Genomic DNA, 15,280 nt, shown 5'->3' with positions numbered 1-15,280 from the left:
GCGGCCTGGGAGTCGCTGGGCAGTTCGGCGTCGGTCTTCGTCAGGTCGGCCTGCGCGCTCTCGGCTTTCGTCAGGTCGGCCGTCGTCAAGTCGGCCGTCGTCAAGTCGGCCGTTGTCGGGCCGGCCGTCGTCGGGTCGGCCTTTCCGGTGTCCTGCTCCGCCGTGGGGTTTCCGGGGGTGGTCACGCCGCCTCCTGCTCGGTGAGCTGGGAGAGCACGATCTCCCGGTACGTCGGGTTGTCGGCCATCAGTTCGTGGTGGGTGCCGGTGCCGACGACGGCGCCCTCGTCGAGGACGATGATCCGGTCGGCGTCGCGGATGGTGGACACGCGCTGGGCGACGATCAGGACGGTGGCGTCGGAGGTCTCGTCGGCGAGGGCCTTGCGCAGTCTGGCGTCGGTGGCGTAGTCGAGCGCGGAGAAGGAGTCGTCGAAGAGGTAGACGGAGGGTTTGCGGACCAGGGCGCGGGCGATGGCGAGGCGTTGGCGTTGGCCGCCGGAGACGTTGCTGCCGCCCTGGGCGATGGGGGCGTCGAGGCCTTCGGGGAGCTTTTCGACGAACTCCTTGGCCTGGGCGATCTTCAGGGCGTGCCAGAGTTCCTCGTCGGTGGCGTCGGGCCGGCCGTAGCGGAGGTTGCTGGCGACGGTGCCGCTGAACAGGTAGGGCTTCTGGGGGACGATGCCGATGTTGTCGGCGATCGTGTCGGCGGCGAGTTCGCGGACGTCGACGCCGTCGAGCAGGACCCGGCCGGAGGTGGCGTCGAAGAGCCGGGGGACGAGGCCGAGCAGGGTGGACTTGCCGCTGCCGGTGGAGCCGATGATGGCGGTGGTCTCGCCGGGGCGGGCGGTGAGGTCGATGCCGCGCAGTACGGAGGCCTCGGCGCCGGGGTAGCGGAAGTCGACGTCGCGCAGTTCGAGGTTGCCGCGGCGGAGGACCTCGGTGACGGGCGCGGCGGGCGGGACGACGCTGGAGTCGGTGCTGAGGACGTCCTGGACGCGTTCGGCGCAGACCTCGGCGCGGGGCACCATCATGAACATGAAGGTGGCCATCATGACGCTCATCAGGATCTGCAGCAGGTAGGAGAGGAAGGCGGTGAGCGCGCCGATCTGCATGGAGTGGCTGTCGATGCGGTGGGCGCCGAACCAGAGCACGGCGACGCTGGAGATGTTCACGACGAGCATGACGGCGGGGAACATGACGGCCATCAGCCGGCCGACGCGGCGGGCGACGTCGGTGAGGTCCTCGTTGGCGTCGGCGAAGCGGGCCTGCTCCTGGGTGTCCTTGACGAAGGCGCGGATGACCCGGATGCCGGTGATCTGTTCGCGCAGGACCCGGTTCACGGTGTCGATCCGCTCCTGCATGCTGCGGAACTGCGGGCGCAGTGCGCGGACCAGCAGGATGACGACGACGGCGAGGGCGGGGATGACGGCGAGCAGCAGGCCGGACAGCGGGACGTCCTGGTTGAGCGCCATGATGATGCCGCCGACGCACATGATGGGTGCGGCGACCATGAGCGTGAAGCTCATCAGGGCGAGCATCTGGATCTGCTGGACGTCGTTGGTGGTGCGGGTGATCAGGGAGGGCGCGCCGAACTGGCCGACCTCTCGGGCGGAGAAGCTCTGCACCCGGTCGAAGACGGCGGCGCGGACGTCGCGGCCGAAGGCCATGGCGACGCGGGCGCCGATGAGGACGGCGCCGATCGAGCAGATCGCCTGGACGAGGGTGACGCCGATCATGACCCCGCCGAGGCGCAGGATGTACCCGGTGTCGCCCTTGACCACGCCGTCGTCGATGATGTCGGCGTTGAGCGTCGGCAGGTAGAGCGCCGCGAGGGTGGACACCAGCTGGAGGGCTACCAGCAGGGTGATCGGTCGGGAGTAGGGGCGCAGGTACGCCCTCAGCAGTCTGATCAGCACTAGCACACTCTTGTCGTCGCCGGTCGGGTTCGCACCCCAATTCTCGTTCTTCTGTGCGGTCGTACAGGCCATTCGGCGTGTGGGAACCGGGGGTTTGCCGGGCTTTTACCGAACGGTCCGGCAGTTCGCTCGTTGGTCACCTTGCCGGGTGCGTCCGTCGGTGTGGCGTGGTCACCGGCGGTGCGGGGGGTGTGCCGACCGGCTCCGCCCCCTTACGGAATGACCGGTTTCCCCCTAGGCTGCTGATTGCCCCCTTGTTACTGACCGGTACCGTTCAGGTGAACCGGGGGCCCGGCGACCGCCCCCACGGCCGCCGCGACAATCCCTCAGACGGCCACCCGCCCCCGGAGGTCCTCGTTGAGTTCCGCGCAGTCCCTGATCGACTCCGGCCGGCCCGACCTCGTCGCCGGGCGTCCCGCCTCCGTCGCCCATTTGTTCCTGGAGCGGGTCGCCGCGACTCCGAACGGTGAGGCCTACCGCTACCCCGCCCCGGTCGACGAGCACGCCGCGGACGGCGCGCCCGGCGCGGAGCAGTGGCGCTCGCTGACCTGGGCGCAGACCGCGACCCGGGTCAAGGCGGTGGCGGCCGGCCTGATGGCGCTCGGCATCCAGCCGGAGGACCGGGTCGCCCTGGCGTCCTCCACCCGGATCGAGTGGATCATCACCGACCTCGGCGCCATGTGCGCGGGCGCGGCGATCACGACCGTCTACCCGAGCACCAACGCGGACGAGACCGTCTTCATCCTCTCCAACTCGGGCTCCCGGGCGCTGTTCGCGGAGAACGCCGCCCAGCTGGCCAAGGCCGCCGCGCAGCTCGAGCAGCTGCCCGAGCTGCGCACCGTCATCCTGTTCGACGCCCCCGACGAGGCTCCCGAGGCGGCCGGCCTCGAGGTGCTCACCCTCGCCGAGCTGGAGCAGCGCGGCGCCGAGTACCTGGAGCAGCACCCGGACGCGGTGGAGAAGGCCGTCGACGGGCTCGACAAGGAGCAGCTGGCCACCCTGATCTACACCTCGGGCACCACCGGCCGCCCCAAGGGCGTGCGCCTGGTGCACGACTGCTGGGCGTACGAGGGCCGGGCGCAGGAGGCCAGTGGGCTGCTGCGCTCCGACGACGTGCAGTTCATGTGGCTGCCGCTGTCCCACGTGTTCGGCAAGACGCTGATCTCCGGGCAGATCGCCACCGGCCACGTGATGGCGGTGGACGGCCGGGTGGACCGGATCATCCACAACCTGCCGGTGATCCGGCCGACCATCATGGCGTCCGCGCCGCGCATCTTCGAGAAGGTCTACAACGGCATCGCGGGCAAGGCCCGGGCCGAGGGCGGCGCCAAGTACAAGATCTTCCTGTGGGCGGCGAAGGTCGCCCGCGAGCACGCCCGGGCCGTCCAGGAGAGCCGCGTCGCCACCGGCACCGGCACCGCCCCGCTGGCCCTGCGGGTGCAGCACGCGCTGGCCGACAAGCTGGTGTACGCCAAGATCCGGGCCGCGTTCGGCGGGCGGCTGCGCGGCGCGGTCTCCGGCAGCGCCGCACTCGCTCCGGAGATCGGCTACTTCTTCCTCGGTGCCGGCGTGCCGATCCTGGAGGGCTACGGCCTCAGCGAGACCAGCGCCGGCTCCTGCGTCAACCGCGAGGAGGACGTGCGGATCGGCACCGTGGGCCGCCCGCTGCCCGGCACCGAGGTGCGGATCGCCGAGGACGGCGAGATCCTGCTGCGCGGCCCGGGCATCATGCGCGGCTACCACAACCTGCCGGAGAAGACCGCCGAGGTGCTGGAAGCGGACGGCTGGTTCCACACCGAGGACATCGGCGAACTCAGCCCCGACGGCTTCCTGCGGATCACCGACCGCAAGAAGGACCTGTTCAAGACCTCCGGCGGCAAGTACGTGGCGCCCAGCGAGGTCGAGGGCAAGTTCAAGGCGGTCTGCCCGTTCGTCAGCAACATCCTGGTGATCGGCAACGGCCGCAACTTCTGCACCGCGCTGATCGGCCTGGACGAGGCCGTCCTCATGCCGTGGGCCGCCGAGCACGGCCTCGCCGGCAAGTCCTACGCCGAGCTGGCCGTCGAGCCGGCCGTCCACGAGCTGATCGAGGGCTTCGTGAAGCGGCTCAACACGGGGCTGCAGCGCTGGCAGACGATCAAGAAGTTCCACCTGCTGCCGCGCGACCTCGACGTGGAGCACGGCGAGCTCACCCCGAGCCTGAAGATCAAGCGCCCCGTGGTCGAGAAGACCTACGCGGACGCGGTCGCCGCGATGTACACGGGCGCCAACGAGGCCTGACCCGGCCCGTCCGCACCCCGTCCCACCCCGTCCCGTACGGTCCGCGCAGGCTTCACGGACCGTACGGGACAATGGGGGCATGCCCTCCGCACTCCCCGACGGCGAACCGGTGCCGTCCGACGGTTCCCTGCCCGCCCACGCCCTCGACGGGCTCGGCAGCCGCCCGTTCGGTTTCTACCTGCACGTGCCGTACTGCGCCAGCCGCTGCGGCTACTGCGACTTCAACACCTACACCGCCACCGAGCTGCGCTCCTCCGGGGCCGTCGCCTCCCAGGAGACGTACGCCGACAACGTGGTCGCCGAGATCCGGCTCGCCCGGAAGGTGCTGGGCGACACCGACCTGCCGGTGCGCACCGTCTTCCTCGGCGGCGGCACCCCCACCCTGCTGCCCGCCGGCGACCTGGTGAAGATGCTCGCCGCCGTCCGCGAGGAGTTCGGGCTCGCCGACGGCGCCGAGGTCACCACCGAAGCCAACCCGGAATCCGTCGACCCGGCGTACCTGGCCGAGCTGCGCGAGGGCGGCTACAACCGGATCTCCTTCGGCATGCAGAGCGCCCGCCCGCACGTCCTCCGGCTGCTCGACCGCCACCACACCCCGGGCCGCCCCGAAGCCTGCGTCGCCGAAGCCCGCGCGGCCGGGTTCGAACACGTCAACCTCGACCTGATCTACGGCACCCCGGGCGAGTCCGACGACGACTGGCGGGCCTCCCTGGACGCCGCCATCGGCGCCGGGCCCGACCACGTCTCCGCGTACTCCCTGATCGTCGAGGAGGGCACCCGGCTCGCCGCCCGGGTCAAGCGCGGCGAACTGCCGATGATCGACGACGACGTGCACGCCGACCGCTACCTCATCGCCGAGGAGGCACTGGGCGCCGCCGGGTACCGGTGGTACGAGGTCTCCAACTGGGCCACCACCCCCGAGGGCCGCTGCCGCCACAACGAGCTCTACTGGACCGGCGCCGACTGGTGGGGCGCCGGCCCCGGCGCCCACAGCCACATCGGCGGCGTCCGCTGGTGGAACGCCAAACACCCCGCCGCCTACGCCCAGGCCCTCACCGAGGGCCGCACCCCGGGCCTGGGCCGCGAGGTCCTGGCGGAGGAGGACCGCCGCGTCGAGCGCATCCTCCTGGAACTGCGCCTGGTCGAGGGCGTCTCCCTCGATCTGCTGACCGGCACCGGCCGCGAGGCCGCCGCCCGGCACCTCGCCGACGGCCTCCTCGCCCCCGAGCCCTACGCGGCAGGCCGCGCCGTCCTCACCCTCCAGGGCAGGCTCCTGGCGGACGCGGTCGTGCGTGACCTGGTGGACTGACATTCGGTGACGTGGGTGTCAGCCGTCGGAGGGAGCGTGCGATGACCGCCATCGATGATCGGATGACCGGGGTCTTCGCGACCCGGTGGTCTTCGAGCGCGGGGTGGTCGAGGAGTACGGGCGGCTACTGCCGTCGCCTGTCGTCACCCTGGTGGTCGAGGTGGTGTCGAAGACCAGTGCCGACCGTGACTACCGGACCAAGCGGGAGCTCTACGCCGAGGGCACTGTCCCCGCGTATCTGATCGTCGACCCGATCAAGGGGGAGTGCGTGCTGCTGACCGAGCGGGGTCAGGATTCCGGGTCCGGACTCCCGAGGTACATGTCGGAGCGGACCAGCAAGTTCGGCGAGCCCGTCCCCATCGACCAGCTCGGCATCAGCTTGGACACCACGGACTTTCAGAAGTACGTCTGACCGGCCTCAGTCCGGCAGGGTCACGAAGTCGATCAGCTCCTCGACCCGGCCCAGGAGTTCGGGTTCCAGGTCCTTGAAGGTGTCGACCTTGGACAGGATGTGCTTCCAGGCGGCCGGGGTGTCCGTCGGCCAGCCGAGGCGGCGGCAGGTGCCTTCCTTCCAGTCCTCGCCGCGGGGGACGGCGGGCCAGGCGGGGATGCCGACGGCGGCGGGCTTCACGGCCTGCCAGATGTCGATGTAGGGGTGGCCGACGACGAGGACGCGGTCGCCGGTGACCCGGGCGGCGATGCGGTGCTCCTTGGTGCCGGGGAGCAGGTGGTCGACCAGGACGCCGAGGCGGCGGCCGGGGCCGGGGGCGAAGTCGGCGACGATCGCGGGCAGGTCGTCGATGCCCCGCAGGTACTCGACGACGACGCCCTCGATGCGCAGGTCGTCGCCCCAGACCCGCTCGACCAGCTCGGCGTCGTGCCGGCCCTCGACGTAGATCCGCGACTCGCGGGCGACCCGGGCGCGGGCGCCGGGGACGGCGATCGAGCCGGAGGCGGTGCGGCGAGGCGTTCGCGGCGCCGCCGGGCCGGCCGGGCGGACCAGGGTGACGGCCTTGCCCTCCAGCAGGAAGCCGCGCGGGACCAGCGGGAACACCCGGTGCTTGCCGAAGCGGTCCTCCAGGGTGACGGTGAACCCCTCGGCGGTCTTCTCACACCGCACCACCGCCCCGCAGAAGCCGGTCGCCGCCTCCTCGACCACCAGGTCCCGCTCGGCGGGCACCTCCGGGGCGGGGGCCTGCTTCTTCCACGGCGGGGTCAGGTCGGGACCGTACTGGCGGCTGCGCATACGGGTGATCATAGGGATGGCGGACGGGCCGTCAGAGGCCCGGCGCGCCCCAGACCGGGAACCAGCGGCTGAGGTCCTTCTCCAGCCGCAGGTCGTTCCCCAGCATCGCGTTGACCTGCAGCTCCAGCGGGCTGTTGCGCTTCTCCCCGCCGCCGGGCATCGGGGCGAAGGGGTAGAAGGTGCCGCGTTTGTAGAGGTAGACCAGGGCCAGGGACTGCCCCTGCGGATTGCGGAAGCCGACCAGGGAGCAGAGCAGCTGCGGCCCGAAGCCGTTCGCCTCCAGTTCGCTGTTGACCGCGTGCAGGTCGTTCACCAGCTCCGGCAGTTCCTCGGGCTGGTGCCGGGCGAGCAGCCAGGAGTAGCCGTAGTCGTCCTTGGAGGCCTCCACCGGGACGCCGCCGCGCTCGGTGTCGGCGTCCAGCAGCGCCCGTACCTGCTGTTCGACCTGGACGAAGGCCGCGCCTTCGACGGCCGCGAAGCAGACCGAGCCGAGCCCGGTGGGGGTGAACGCGGCGCCGGCCTCCAGGGTGAGTGCGGCGGACGGCACGCCGAACAGCTGGTCCAGGTCGGGCTTGACGGGCTTGGTGCGGCCGAACAGGGCGTCCAGGATTCCCACGGCGGTCCTTTCGTCAGCGGAGGTCGGCGGAGGTCGGCGGAGGGTCTGCAGGGGTCGGCGGAGGGTCGGCGGGGGTTCAGTGGCCGAGCTGCTCGGAGATCTTCGCCAGCTGCTCCAGCCGCTTCTCCAGCGTCGGGTGCGTGGAGAGCAGCTGGGAGGCGGTCTCCCGGGCGTTCAGCGCGGGGGCGAAGTAGAAGGCGTTGTAGGGCTGCGCCTGGCGCAGGTCCTTGCTGGGGATGGCCGCGATCTGCCCGGTGACCTTGGTGAGGGCCGAGGCGAGAGCGCTGGGCCGACCGGTGAGCTGGGCGGCGGCGCGGTCGGCGGCCAGTTCGCGGTAGCGGGAGAGCAGCCGGGTGAGCAGGAAGCTGATCGCGTAGACGACCATCGAGACCAGCGGGATGATCAGCGCGACGATGGCCGCGTTCTGGTCGTTGTTGTTGCGGCCGCCGCCCATGAATCCGCCGTACACGGCGATGCGGGTCATCGCGCCGGCGAGTACGCCGAGGAAGCCGGCGATGGTCATCACCGCGACGTCCCGGTGGGCGACGTGGGACAGCTCGTGGGCGAGGACGCCTTCCAGTTCCTCGGGCTCCAGGCGTCGCAGCAGGCCGGTGGTGACGCAGACGACCGCGTTCTGCGAGTTGCGGCCGGTGGCGAAGGCGTTGGGCATGTCGTTGTCGGCGACCGCCACGCGGGGTTTGGGCATGTCGGCCAGGGCGCAGAGCCGGTCGATCGTGCCGTGCAGTTGGGGGAACTCCTCCGGGGACACCGGGCGGGCGCCCATGGCCCGTTCGGTGATCTTGTCGCTGAACCAGAACTGGGCCACGAACAGCCCGCCGGAGATCAGGACGATCAGCGGCCAGGCGCCGCGCAGCAGCGCGATCAGCAGGCCGGTGAAACCGACGTACAGCAGCCCGATCACGAACATCGTCGCGACCATGCGGCCGGTCAGGCCGCGGTCGGGTGCGAAACGGGTGTGCTGGCCCGAGCTCGACATCGCTTGCTCCTCCATTCGCCGTCGCCTTCGATGCTGCCACCCGGACGGCCTCGTGGCACCACTCGCGCGCCGGGAACCCGTGACGGGAACCCGTGAACGGTGGCCGCCCCGCGGGCCGTACCTGGAACTGCGGGAAGGATCACGCCGGTCCGGCCGTTCCTGCGGCAGGACCCGGGCCTTACACTGGCAGGTACGGTTCTGGCACTCGTGTGTTCAGAGTGCCAAGGTGCCGAGGCCGGACCTTCCGGGAACGGCCGGCAGCAGCACCCGGGGACACCCAGGGACACAGACGGACAACGAGCGAAGACGGAGGTGCGTGCCCCATGGCCGGTGAGGTCCGCCAGCTGGACGACCGCAAGCTCGCCGTGCTCCGCGCGATCGTGCAGGACTACGTGGGCACCGAGGAGCCCGTCGGGTCCAAGGCCCTGGTGGAGCGGCACAACCTCGGGGTCTCGCCGGCGACCGTCCGCAACGACATGGCGGCGCTGGAGGAGGAGGGGTACATCCACCAGCCGCACACCAGCGCCGGCCGCATCCCGACCGACAAGGGGTACCGCCTCTTCGTCGACAAGCTCGCCGAGGTCAAGCCGATGAGCGCCCCCGAGCGCCGGGCGATCCGGCACTTCCTGGACGGCGCGGTCGACCTGGACGACGTGGTCGCGCGCACCGTGCGGCTGCTCGCCCAGCTGACCCGGCAGGTCGCGGTGGTGCAGTACCCGTCGCTGACGCGGTCCACCGTGCGGCACATCGAGCTGGTGGCGCTGGCCCCGGCGAAGGTGATGCTGGTGCTGATCACCAACACCGGCCGGGTCGAGCAGCGGATGGTCGACTGCCCGGGCACGGTCGGCGAGACGGTCCTGGCGGACCTGCGGGCCGCGCTCAACACCAGAGCCGCCGGCCGCCGCCTCCCGGAGGTCCCGGGGCTGCTGGAGGAACTGCCGGCGATGTTCGAGCAGGCCGACCGGCCGACCGTCAGCACGGTCCTGGCGACCCTGTTCGAGACGCTCGCGGAACAGAACGAGGAGCGGATCATGCTGGCCGGCACGGCCAACCTGACCCGCTTCGGCCACGACTTCCCGCTCACCATCCAGCCGGTGCTGGAGGCCCTGGAGGAGCAGGTCATCCTGCTCCGCCTCCTGGGTGAGACCAACGACGCCGCGATGACGGTCCGGATCGGGCGGGAGAACGCCTACGAAGGGCTGATTTCCACCTCGGTCGTGTCGGTCGGTTACGGTTCGGGCGACGAGAGCGTGGCCAAACTGGGTGTGATCGGCCCGACCCGGATGGACTACCCGGGCACAATGGGGGCGGTGCGCGCGGTGGCGCGGTACGTGGGTCAGATCCTGGCCGAGTCGTAGCAAAGACCGCGCGTCCTGGAGATGACGCGCGGTAACCAGTCGCAGCACTACTACAGGCGGAACAAGCGGAGCATTTGGTGGCCACGGACTACTACGCGGTACTCGGCGTCCGACGGGATGCGGGGCAGGACGAGATCAAGAAGGCGTTCCGGCGCCTGGCACGCGAACTGCACCCGGACGTCAACCCGGACCCGAAGACGCAGGAGCGGTTCAAGGAGATCAACGCCGCCTACGAGGTGCTCTCCGATCCGCAGAAGCGCCAGGTCTACGACCTCGGCGGTGACCCGCTGTCGCCGGGCGGCGGTGGCGCGGGCGGTTTCGGCGCCGGCGCGGCGGGCTTCGGCTTCTCCGACATCATGGACGCCTTCTTCGGCGCCGCGGCCGGCCAGCGTGGCCCGCGCTCGCGCACCCGCCGCGGCCAGGACGCCATGATCCGGCTGGAGATCACCCTGGAGGAGGCCGCTTTCGGCACCACCAAGGAGCTCCAGGTCGACACCGCCGTCACCTGCACCACGTGCAGCGGCGAGGGCGCGGCCCCCGGCACCTCCGCCCAGACGTGCGACATGTGTCGCGGCAAGGGCGAGGTCTCCCAGGTCACCAGGTCCTTCCTGGGCCAGGTCATGACCTCCCGTCCCTGCCCGCAGTGCCAGGGCTTCGGCACCGTCGTGCCGACCCCGTGCCCGGAGTGCGCCGGCGACGGCCGGGTCCGCGCCCGTCGCACCCTGACCGTCAAGATCCCGGCCGGTGTCGACAACGGCACCCGGATCCAGCTGGCCGGCGAGGGCGAGGTCGGCCCCGGCGGCGGCCCGGCCGGCGACCTGTACGTCGAGATCGCCGAGACCACCCACACCATCTTCCAGCGGCGCGGCGACGACCTGCACTGCACCGTCACCATCCCGATGACGGCGGCCTCGCTCGGCACCCGGGTGCCGCTGCAGACCCTGGACGGCCTGGAGGAGGTCGACATCAGGCCCGGCACCCAGTCCGGCCAGTCGATCCCGCTGCACGGCCGGGGCATCACCCACCTGCGCGGGGGCGGCCGGGGCGACCTGATAGTGCATGTCGAGGTGAAGACGCCCAGCAAGCTCGACGCCGAGCAGGAGGACCTGCTGCGCCGCCTCGCGGTGCTGCGCGGTGAGGAGCAGCCGTCCGGCCAGTTCGCGCCGGGCCAGCAGGGCCTGTTCTCCCGGCTGAAGGACGCCTTCAACGGCCGGTAGCCGTCCGCGCAGGGGCGCCGGGGGCCCACCCCGGCACCTCTTTCGCGTGTCCCCCCTCAGGCCGTAGGCCGCACCCGGGCCTCAGGCCTCAGCCCGCAGGCCGCACCCCGGAAAGGTTCCCCCGCATGACCGCACCCGTCTTCGTCGTCGAGACCGAGCGGATCGTCGCCGCCGCGCCCGGCACCGTCGTGCGCCTGGACGGCCCGGAGGGGCGGCACGCGGCCGCGGTGAAGCGGCTGGAGCCGGGCGAGTCGGTGACCCTGGCCGACGGGCAGGGGCTCGGCGTGGACGGGACGGTCGCCGAGGTGCTCGGCAAGGACGCGATCGACGTGGCGGTCGCTGCCGTGCGCCGCGAGCCGGAGCCCGCGCCGCGGATCGTCGTCGTCCAGGCGCTGCCCAAGGGCGACCGCGGCGAGCTGGCCGTGGAGACCATGACCGAGGTCGGCGTGGACGTGGTCATCCCGTGGGCGGCCTCGCGCTGCATCACCCAGTGGAAGGGCGAGCGCGGCGCCAAGGCGCTCGCCAAGTGGCGGGCCACCGCCCGCGAGGCGGGCAAGCAGTCCCGCCGGCTGCGCTTCCCCGAGGTCCGCGACCCGATGACCACCAGGCAGCTGGCGCCCGTCCTCGCGCGGGCCGCGTTCGCCGCCGTGCTGCACGAGGAGGGCGCCGAGCCGCTGGCGCACGCCGCGCTGCCCGAGGCCGGCGACCTCGTGCTGGTGGTCGGCCCGGAGGGCGGGGTGTCCCCGGAGGAGCTGGCCGCGTTCGCCGAGGCGGGCGCGAAGCCGTACCGGCTGGGCCCCTCGGTGCTGCGCACCTCCACCGCCGGGGTGGCCGCCGGCGCGCTGCTGCTGGGACGCACCGGCCGCTGGGCGTAGCCCGGACCGGGCCGTGGCCCGTGCACCGGGGCCGCGGCCCGTACTACGGCCGCGCGGCGCGGTCCAGCGGGCTCACCCGAGGGGCCCGACTCTTGCCGGAAAGCCCGGCGGCTCGTACGCGTACGTGCCTACGCTGGACCGCGTGACGGACTCCCTGAGCACCTCCGCGGGCGCCTATCTGCGCCACCCCCACCTGCACGGCGACCTGATCACCTTCGTCGCCGAGAACGACCTCTGGCTCGCCCCGCTGGACGGCGGCCGGGCCTGGCGGCTGACGGCCGACCACCGGCCGGTCCACGACCCCCGGTTCTCCCCGGACGGGCGGCACATCGCCTTCACCTCCACCCGGGACGGCGCGCCCGAGGTGCACGTGGTGCCGGTGGACGGCGGCCCGTCCCGCCGGCTCACCCACTGGGGCAGCGGCCAGACCCGGGTGCAGGGCTGGACGGCCGACGGCCGCCCGATCGCCACCACCACCGCCGGCCAGGCCACCCTGCGCCGCACCTGGGCGCACGCCGTGCCGCTGGACGGCGGCGAGCCCGCGCGGCTGCCGTACGGGCCGATCGGCGGGATCGCCTTCGAGCCCGGCGGGGACCGGGTGCTGCTGGCCAGTGCCGCGATCCGCGAACCGGCCTGGTGGAAGCGCTACCGGGGCGGCCGGGCCGGCAAGCTGTGGCTGGGCCGGGACGAATTCGTCCGCGTCCACGAGGGGTTGGACGGCCAGCTGTCCTCGCCGCTGTGGGTGGCCGGCTTTGCGGGCGGGCCGGGCGGGCAGGGCGGGCAGGGCGGCCGGATCGCCTTCCTGTCCGACCACGAGGGCGTCGGCGAGCTGTGGTCCAGCCTCCCGGACGGGTCCGACCTGCGCCGCCACAGCGTCGGCGCGGACGGCTTCTACGCCCGCAACGCCGCCACCGACGGCACCCGGGTGGTGTTCCACCGGGCCGGTGACGTCTGGCTGCTGGACGACCTGGCCGGCGCCGAGCCGCGCCGCCTGGACATCCGGCTGGCCGGCCCGCGCAGCGGCCGCCGCCCCCGCCCGGTGCACGCCGCGCACTGGCTGGAGGCGGTCGCCCCCGACCGCACCGGCCGGGCCAGCGCCGTCGTGGTGCGCGGCAGCGTGCACTGGCTGACCCACCGCGAGGGCCCGGCCCGGGTGCTGGACGAGACGCCGGGCGTGCGCGGGCGCCTGGTCCGGGTGGTGCCGGGCGAGGACGGCGCCCAGGGCGTGCTGTGGGTGTCCGACGCCGAGGGCGAGGACGCCCTGGAGTTCGCGCCGGCCGTGCACGGCACCGAGCGCCGCCGGCTGGCCGCCGGGCAGCTCGGCCGGGTCAACGCGCTGGCCGTCTCCCCGGACGGCAAGCAGGCCGCGCTCGGCGTGCACGACGGCCGGGTGCTGCTGGTGACGCTCGCCGACGGCACCGTGCACGAGCTGGACCGCAGCACCGACGGCGAGGTCGGCGGGCTGGTCTTCAGCCCGGACTCGGCCTGGCTGGCCTGGTCGCGGCCGGTGCCGGGGCTGGGCCCGTGGTCGCTGCGCCAGATCGTGCTGGCCAACCTGGCCACCCGCACCGTGAGCGAGGCCACCCAGCAGCGCTTCATCGACACCTCGCCGGCCTTCACCGCGGACGGCCGCTACCTGGCGTTCCTGTCGGTGCGCAACTTCGACCCGGTCTACGACTCGCACGTCTTCGACCTGTCCTTCCCCAACGGCTGCCGCCCGTACCTGATCACGCTGGCCGCCGACACGCCGTCCCCGTTCGGGCCGCAGCGGGCCGGGCGCCCGCTCGGCGGGGAGGAGGACGAGCCGCGGGCCAAGAAGGCGGACGGCGAGGACGGCGGCGCCGACACCGCGCCGGTGACCAGGGTGGACCTGGACGGCATCGCCGACCGGATCGTCCCGTTCCCGGTCGAGGGCGGCCTGTTCGGCACCCTGCGGGCCGCCAAGGACGGCGTGCTGTGGACCAGGGCCCCGCTGCTCGGCGAACTCGGCGACGAGGCGGCCTCGTTGGAGGATGACCGGCCCCGGCCGGTGCTGGAGCGCTTCGACCTGAAGAAGCGCCGGGTCGAGCAACTGGTGCACGACGTCGACGGCTTCGCGGTCAGCGGGGACGGCAGCCGGGTCGCCGTGCTGGACGAGGGCGAGCTGCGCATCGTCCCCGCCGACCACAAGGCGGCCGGCGAGGACGACGAGACCGCCGTGGACCTCGCCCGGCTGCGGGTCACCGTCGACCCGGCCGCCGAGTGGCGGCAGATGTTCGCCGAGAACGGCCGGCTGATGCGGGACAACTTCTGGCGCCCCGACCTCGCCGGCGTGGACTGGGCCGGCGTCCTGGAGCGCTACCGGCCGCTGGTGGAGCGGGTCGGCTCGCACGACGACCTGGTCGACCTGCTCTGGGAGGTGCACGGCGAACTCGGTACCTCGCACGCCTACGTCCTCCCCTACGGCGCGCACACCGACGCCGCCCGGCGCCAGGGCCTGCTCGGCGCGGACCTCGTCAAGGAGGGCGGGCAGTGGCGGATCGCCCGGATCCTGCCCGGCGAGTCCTCCGACCCGAGGGCCCGCTCGCCGCTGGCCGCGCCCGGCGCCGCGATCCGCCCGGGCGACGCGATCCTCGCGGTCAACGGCCGCCCGGTGGACCCGGTCACCGGCCCGGCCCCGCTGCTGGCCGGCACCGCCGGGCAGCCGGTCGAGCTGACCGTGGCCGGCAAGGACGGCACCGACCAGCGCCACCCGGTGGTCGTCCCGCTCGCCGACGACGAGGCGCTGCGCTACCACGACTGGGTGGCCGGGCGGCGGGCCGCCGTGCGCGAACTGTCCGGCGGCCGGCTCGGCTACCTGCACGTCCCCGACATGCAGACCACCGGCTGGGCCCAGATCCACCGCGACCTGCGCTCGGAGATGGCCAAGGAGGGCGTGATCGTCGACATCCGGGAGAACCGGGGCGGCCACACCTCGCAGCTGGTGATCGAGAAGCTCGCCCGCCGCATCGTCGGCTGGAACGTCAGCCGGGACACCGACAGCCCGGTGCCGTATCCCGGCGACGCCCCGCGCGGACCGATCGTCGCGCTCGCCGACCAGGACTCCGGCTCGGACGGCGACATCGTCAACGCCGCCATCCAGGCGCTGGGGATCGGCCCGGTCGTCGGCACCCGCACCTGGGGCGGGGTGATCGGCATCGACAGCCGCTACCGGCTGGTCGACGGCACCCTGGTCACCCAGCCCAAGTACGCGTTCTGGCTGGAGAACTACGGCTGGGGCGTGGAGAACCACGGCGTCGACCCGGACGTCGAGGTGCCGATCGCCCCGCACCACTGGGCGGCCGGCGAGGACCCGCAGCTCGCCGAGGGCGTCCGGCTCGCCCTGGCCGCACTCGCCGACACCCCGGCCCGCACGGCGCCGCCGATGCCCTGGCAGTAGCGGCGCCGCCTGGGTGCGCCCCGAAAAAAGAAGCCGAAGGGGCGCGCCG

General features: G+C 72.8%; 11 protein-coding genes. 7 read left to right on the top strand and 4 right to left on the bottom strand.

Annotated features, from left to right (window positions below; translation table 11 throughout):
* Window positions 1-181: 181 nt before the first annotated feature.
* Window positions 182-1,915, bottom strand: coding sequence for an ABC transporter ATP-binding protein (locus tag ACZ52R_RS04805; RefSeq protein WP_465620133.1), 1,734 nt, complete (start codon window positions 1,913-1,915; stop codon window positions 182-184).
* A gap of 357 nt (window positions 1,916-2,272) precedes the next feature.
* Here ACZ52R_RS04805 and ACZ52R_RS04800 point away from each other — a divergent pair, with 357 nt between their 5' ends.
* The 3 genes from ACZ52R_RS04800 to ACZ52R_RS04790 all read left to right on the top strand — a co-directional run bounded on the left by ACZ52R_RS04800 (window position 2,273) and on the right by ACZ52R_RS04790 (window position 5,916).
* The gene (locus ACZ52R_RS04800; protein ID WP_360504328.1) at window positions 2,273-4,195 is read left to right on the top strand and encodes an AMP-dependent synthetase/ligase; all 1,923 of its coding nucleotides are present in this window, start codon (window positions 2,273-2,275) and stop codon (window positions 4,193-4,195) included.
* A 79-nt stretch (window positions 4,196-4,274) separates the two neighbouring features.
* Window positions 4,275-5,504 (top strand): radical SAM family heme chaperone HemW, encoded by a 1,230-nt coding sequence (hemW, locus tag ACZ52R_RS04795; protein ID WP_360504326.1) that lies wholly within the window; start codon window positions 4,275-4,277, stop codon window positions 5,502-5,504.
* Between the two features lie 85 nt (window positions 5,505-5,589).
* Entirely contained in the window at window positions 5,590-5,916 is a 327-nt protein-coding gene (locus tag ACZ52R_RS04790) for a Uma2 family endonuclease (RefSeq protein ID WP_465752732.1), read from the top strand.
* Window positions 5,917-5,922: 6 nt separating this feature from the next.
* Here the strand turns inward: ACZ52R_RS04790 and ACZ52R_RS04785 are convergent, their stop codons facing one another.
* From ACZ52R_RS04785 to htpX, 3 genes are all read right to left on the bottom strand, one after another.
* Window positions 5,923-6,750: a DUF3097 domain-containing protein gene (locus ACZ52R_RS04785; RefSeq protein WP_465752730.1), complete on the bottom strand. Its 828-nt coding sequence runs from the start codon at window positions 6,748-6,750 to the stop codon at window positions 5,923-5,925.
* A 31-nt stretch (window positions 6,751-6,781) separates the two neighbouring features.
* Window positions 6,782-7,366, bottom strand: coding sequence for a PspA-associated protein PspAB (gene pspAB, locus ACZ52R_RS04780; RefSeq protein ID WP_360504322.1), 585 nt, complete (start codon window positions 7,364-7,366; stop codon window positions 6,782-6,784).
* A gap of 76 nt (window positions 7,367-7,442) precedes the next feature.
* Entirely contained in the window at window positions 7,443-8,363 is a 921-nt protein-coding gene (gene htpX / locus ACZ52R_RS04775; protein WP_465620139.1) for a zinc metalloprotease HtpX, read from the bottom strand.
* A gap of 323 nt (window positions 8,364-8,686) precedes the next feature.
* Here htpX and hrcA point away from each other — a divergent pair, with 323 nt between their 5' ends.
* The 4 genes from hrcA to ACZ52R_RS04755 all read left to right on the top strand — a co-directional run bounded on the left by hrcA (window position 8,687) and on the right by ACZ52R_RS04755 (window position 15,231).
* On the top strand, window positions 8,687-9,721 hold the full coding sequence (hrcA, locus tag ACZ52R_RS04770) for a heat-inducible transcriptional repressor HrcA (RefSeq protein ID WP_360504318.1): 1,035 nt from the start codon (window positions 8,687-8,689) through the stop codon (window positions 9,719-9,721).
* Window positions 9,722-9,798: 77 nt separating this feature from the next.
* Entirely contained in the window at window positions 9,799-10,938 is a 1,140-nt protein-coding gene (dnaJ, locus tag ACZ52R_RS04765) for a molecular chaperone DnaJ (RefSeq protein WP_360504316.1), read from the top strand.
* Window positions 10,939-11,063: 125 nt separating this feature from the next.
* Entirely contained in the window at window positions 11,064-11,813 is a 750-nt protein-coding gene (locus tag ACZ52R_RS04760; protein ID WP_465662718.1) for a 16S rRNA (uracil(1498)-N(3))-methyltransferase, read from the top strand.
* 142 nt (window positions 11,814-11,955) lie between these two features.
* Window positions 11,956-15,231: a S41 family peptidase gene (locus tag ACZ52R_RS04755; RefSeq protein ID WP_465752728.1), complete on the top strand. Its 3,276-nt coding sequence runs from the start codon at window positions 11,956-11,958 to the stop codon at window positions 15,229-15,231.
* Window positions 15,232-15,280 lie beyond the last annotated feature (49 nt).

Source organism: Kitasatospora sp. NPDC034023, assembly GCF_055575795.1.
This window is presented reverse-complemented; position numbering and strand designations above follow the sequence as displayed.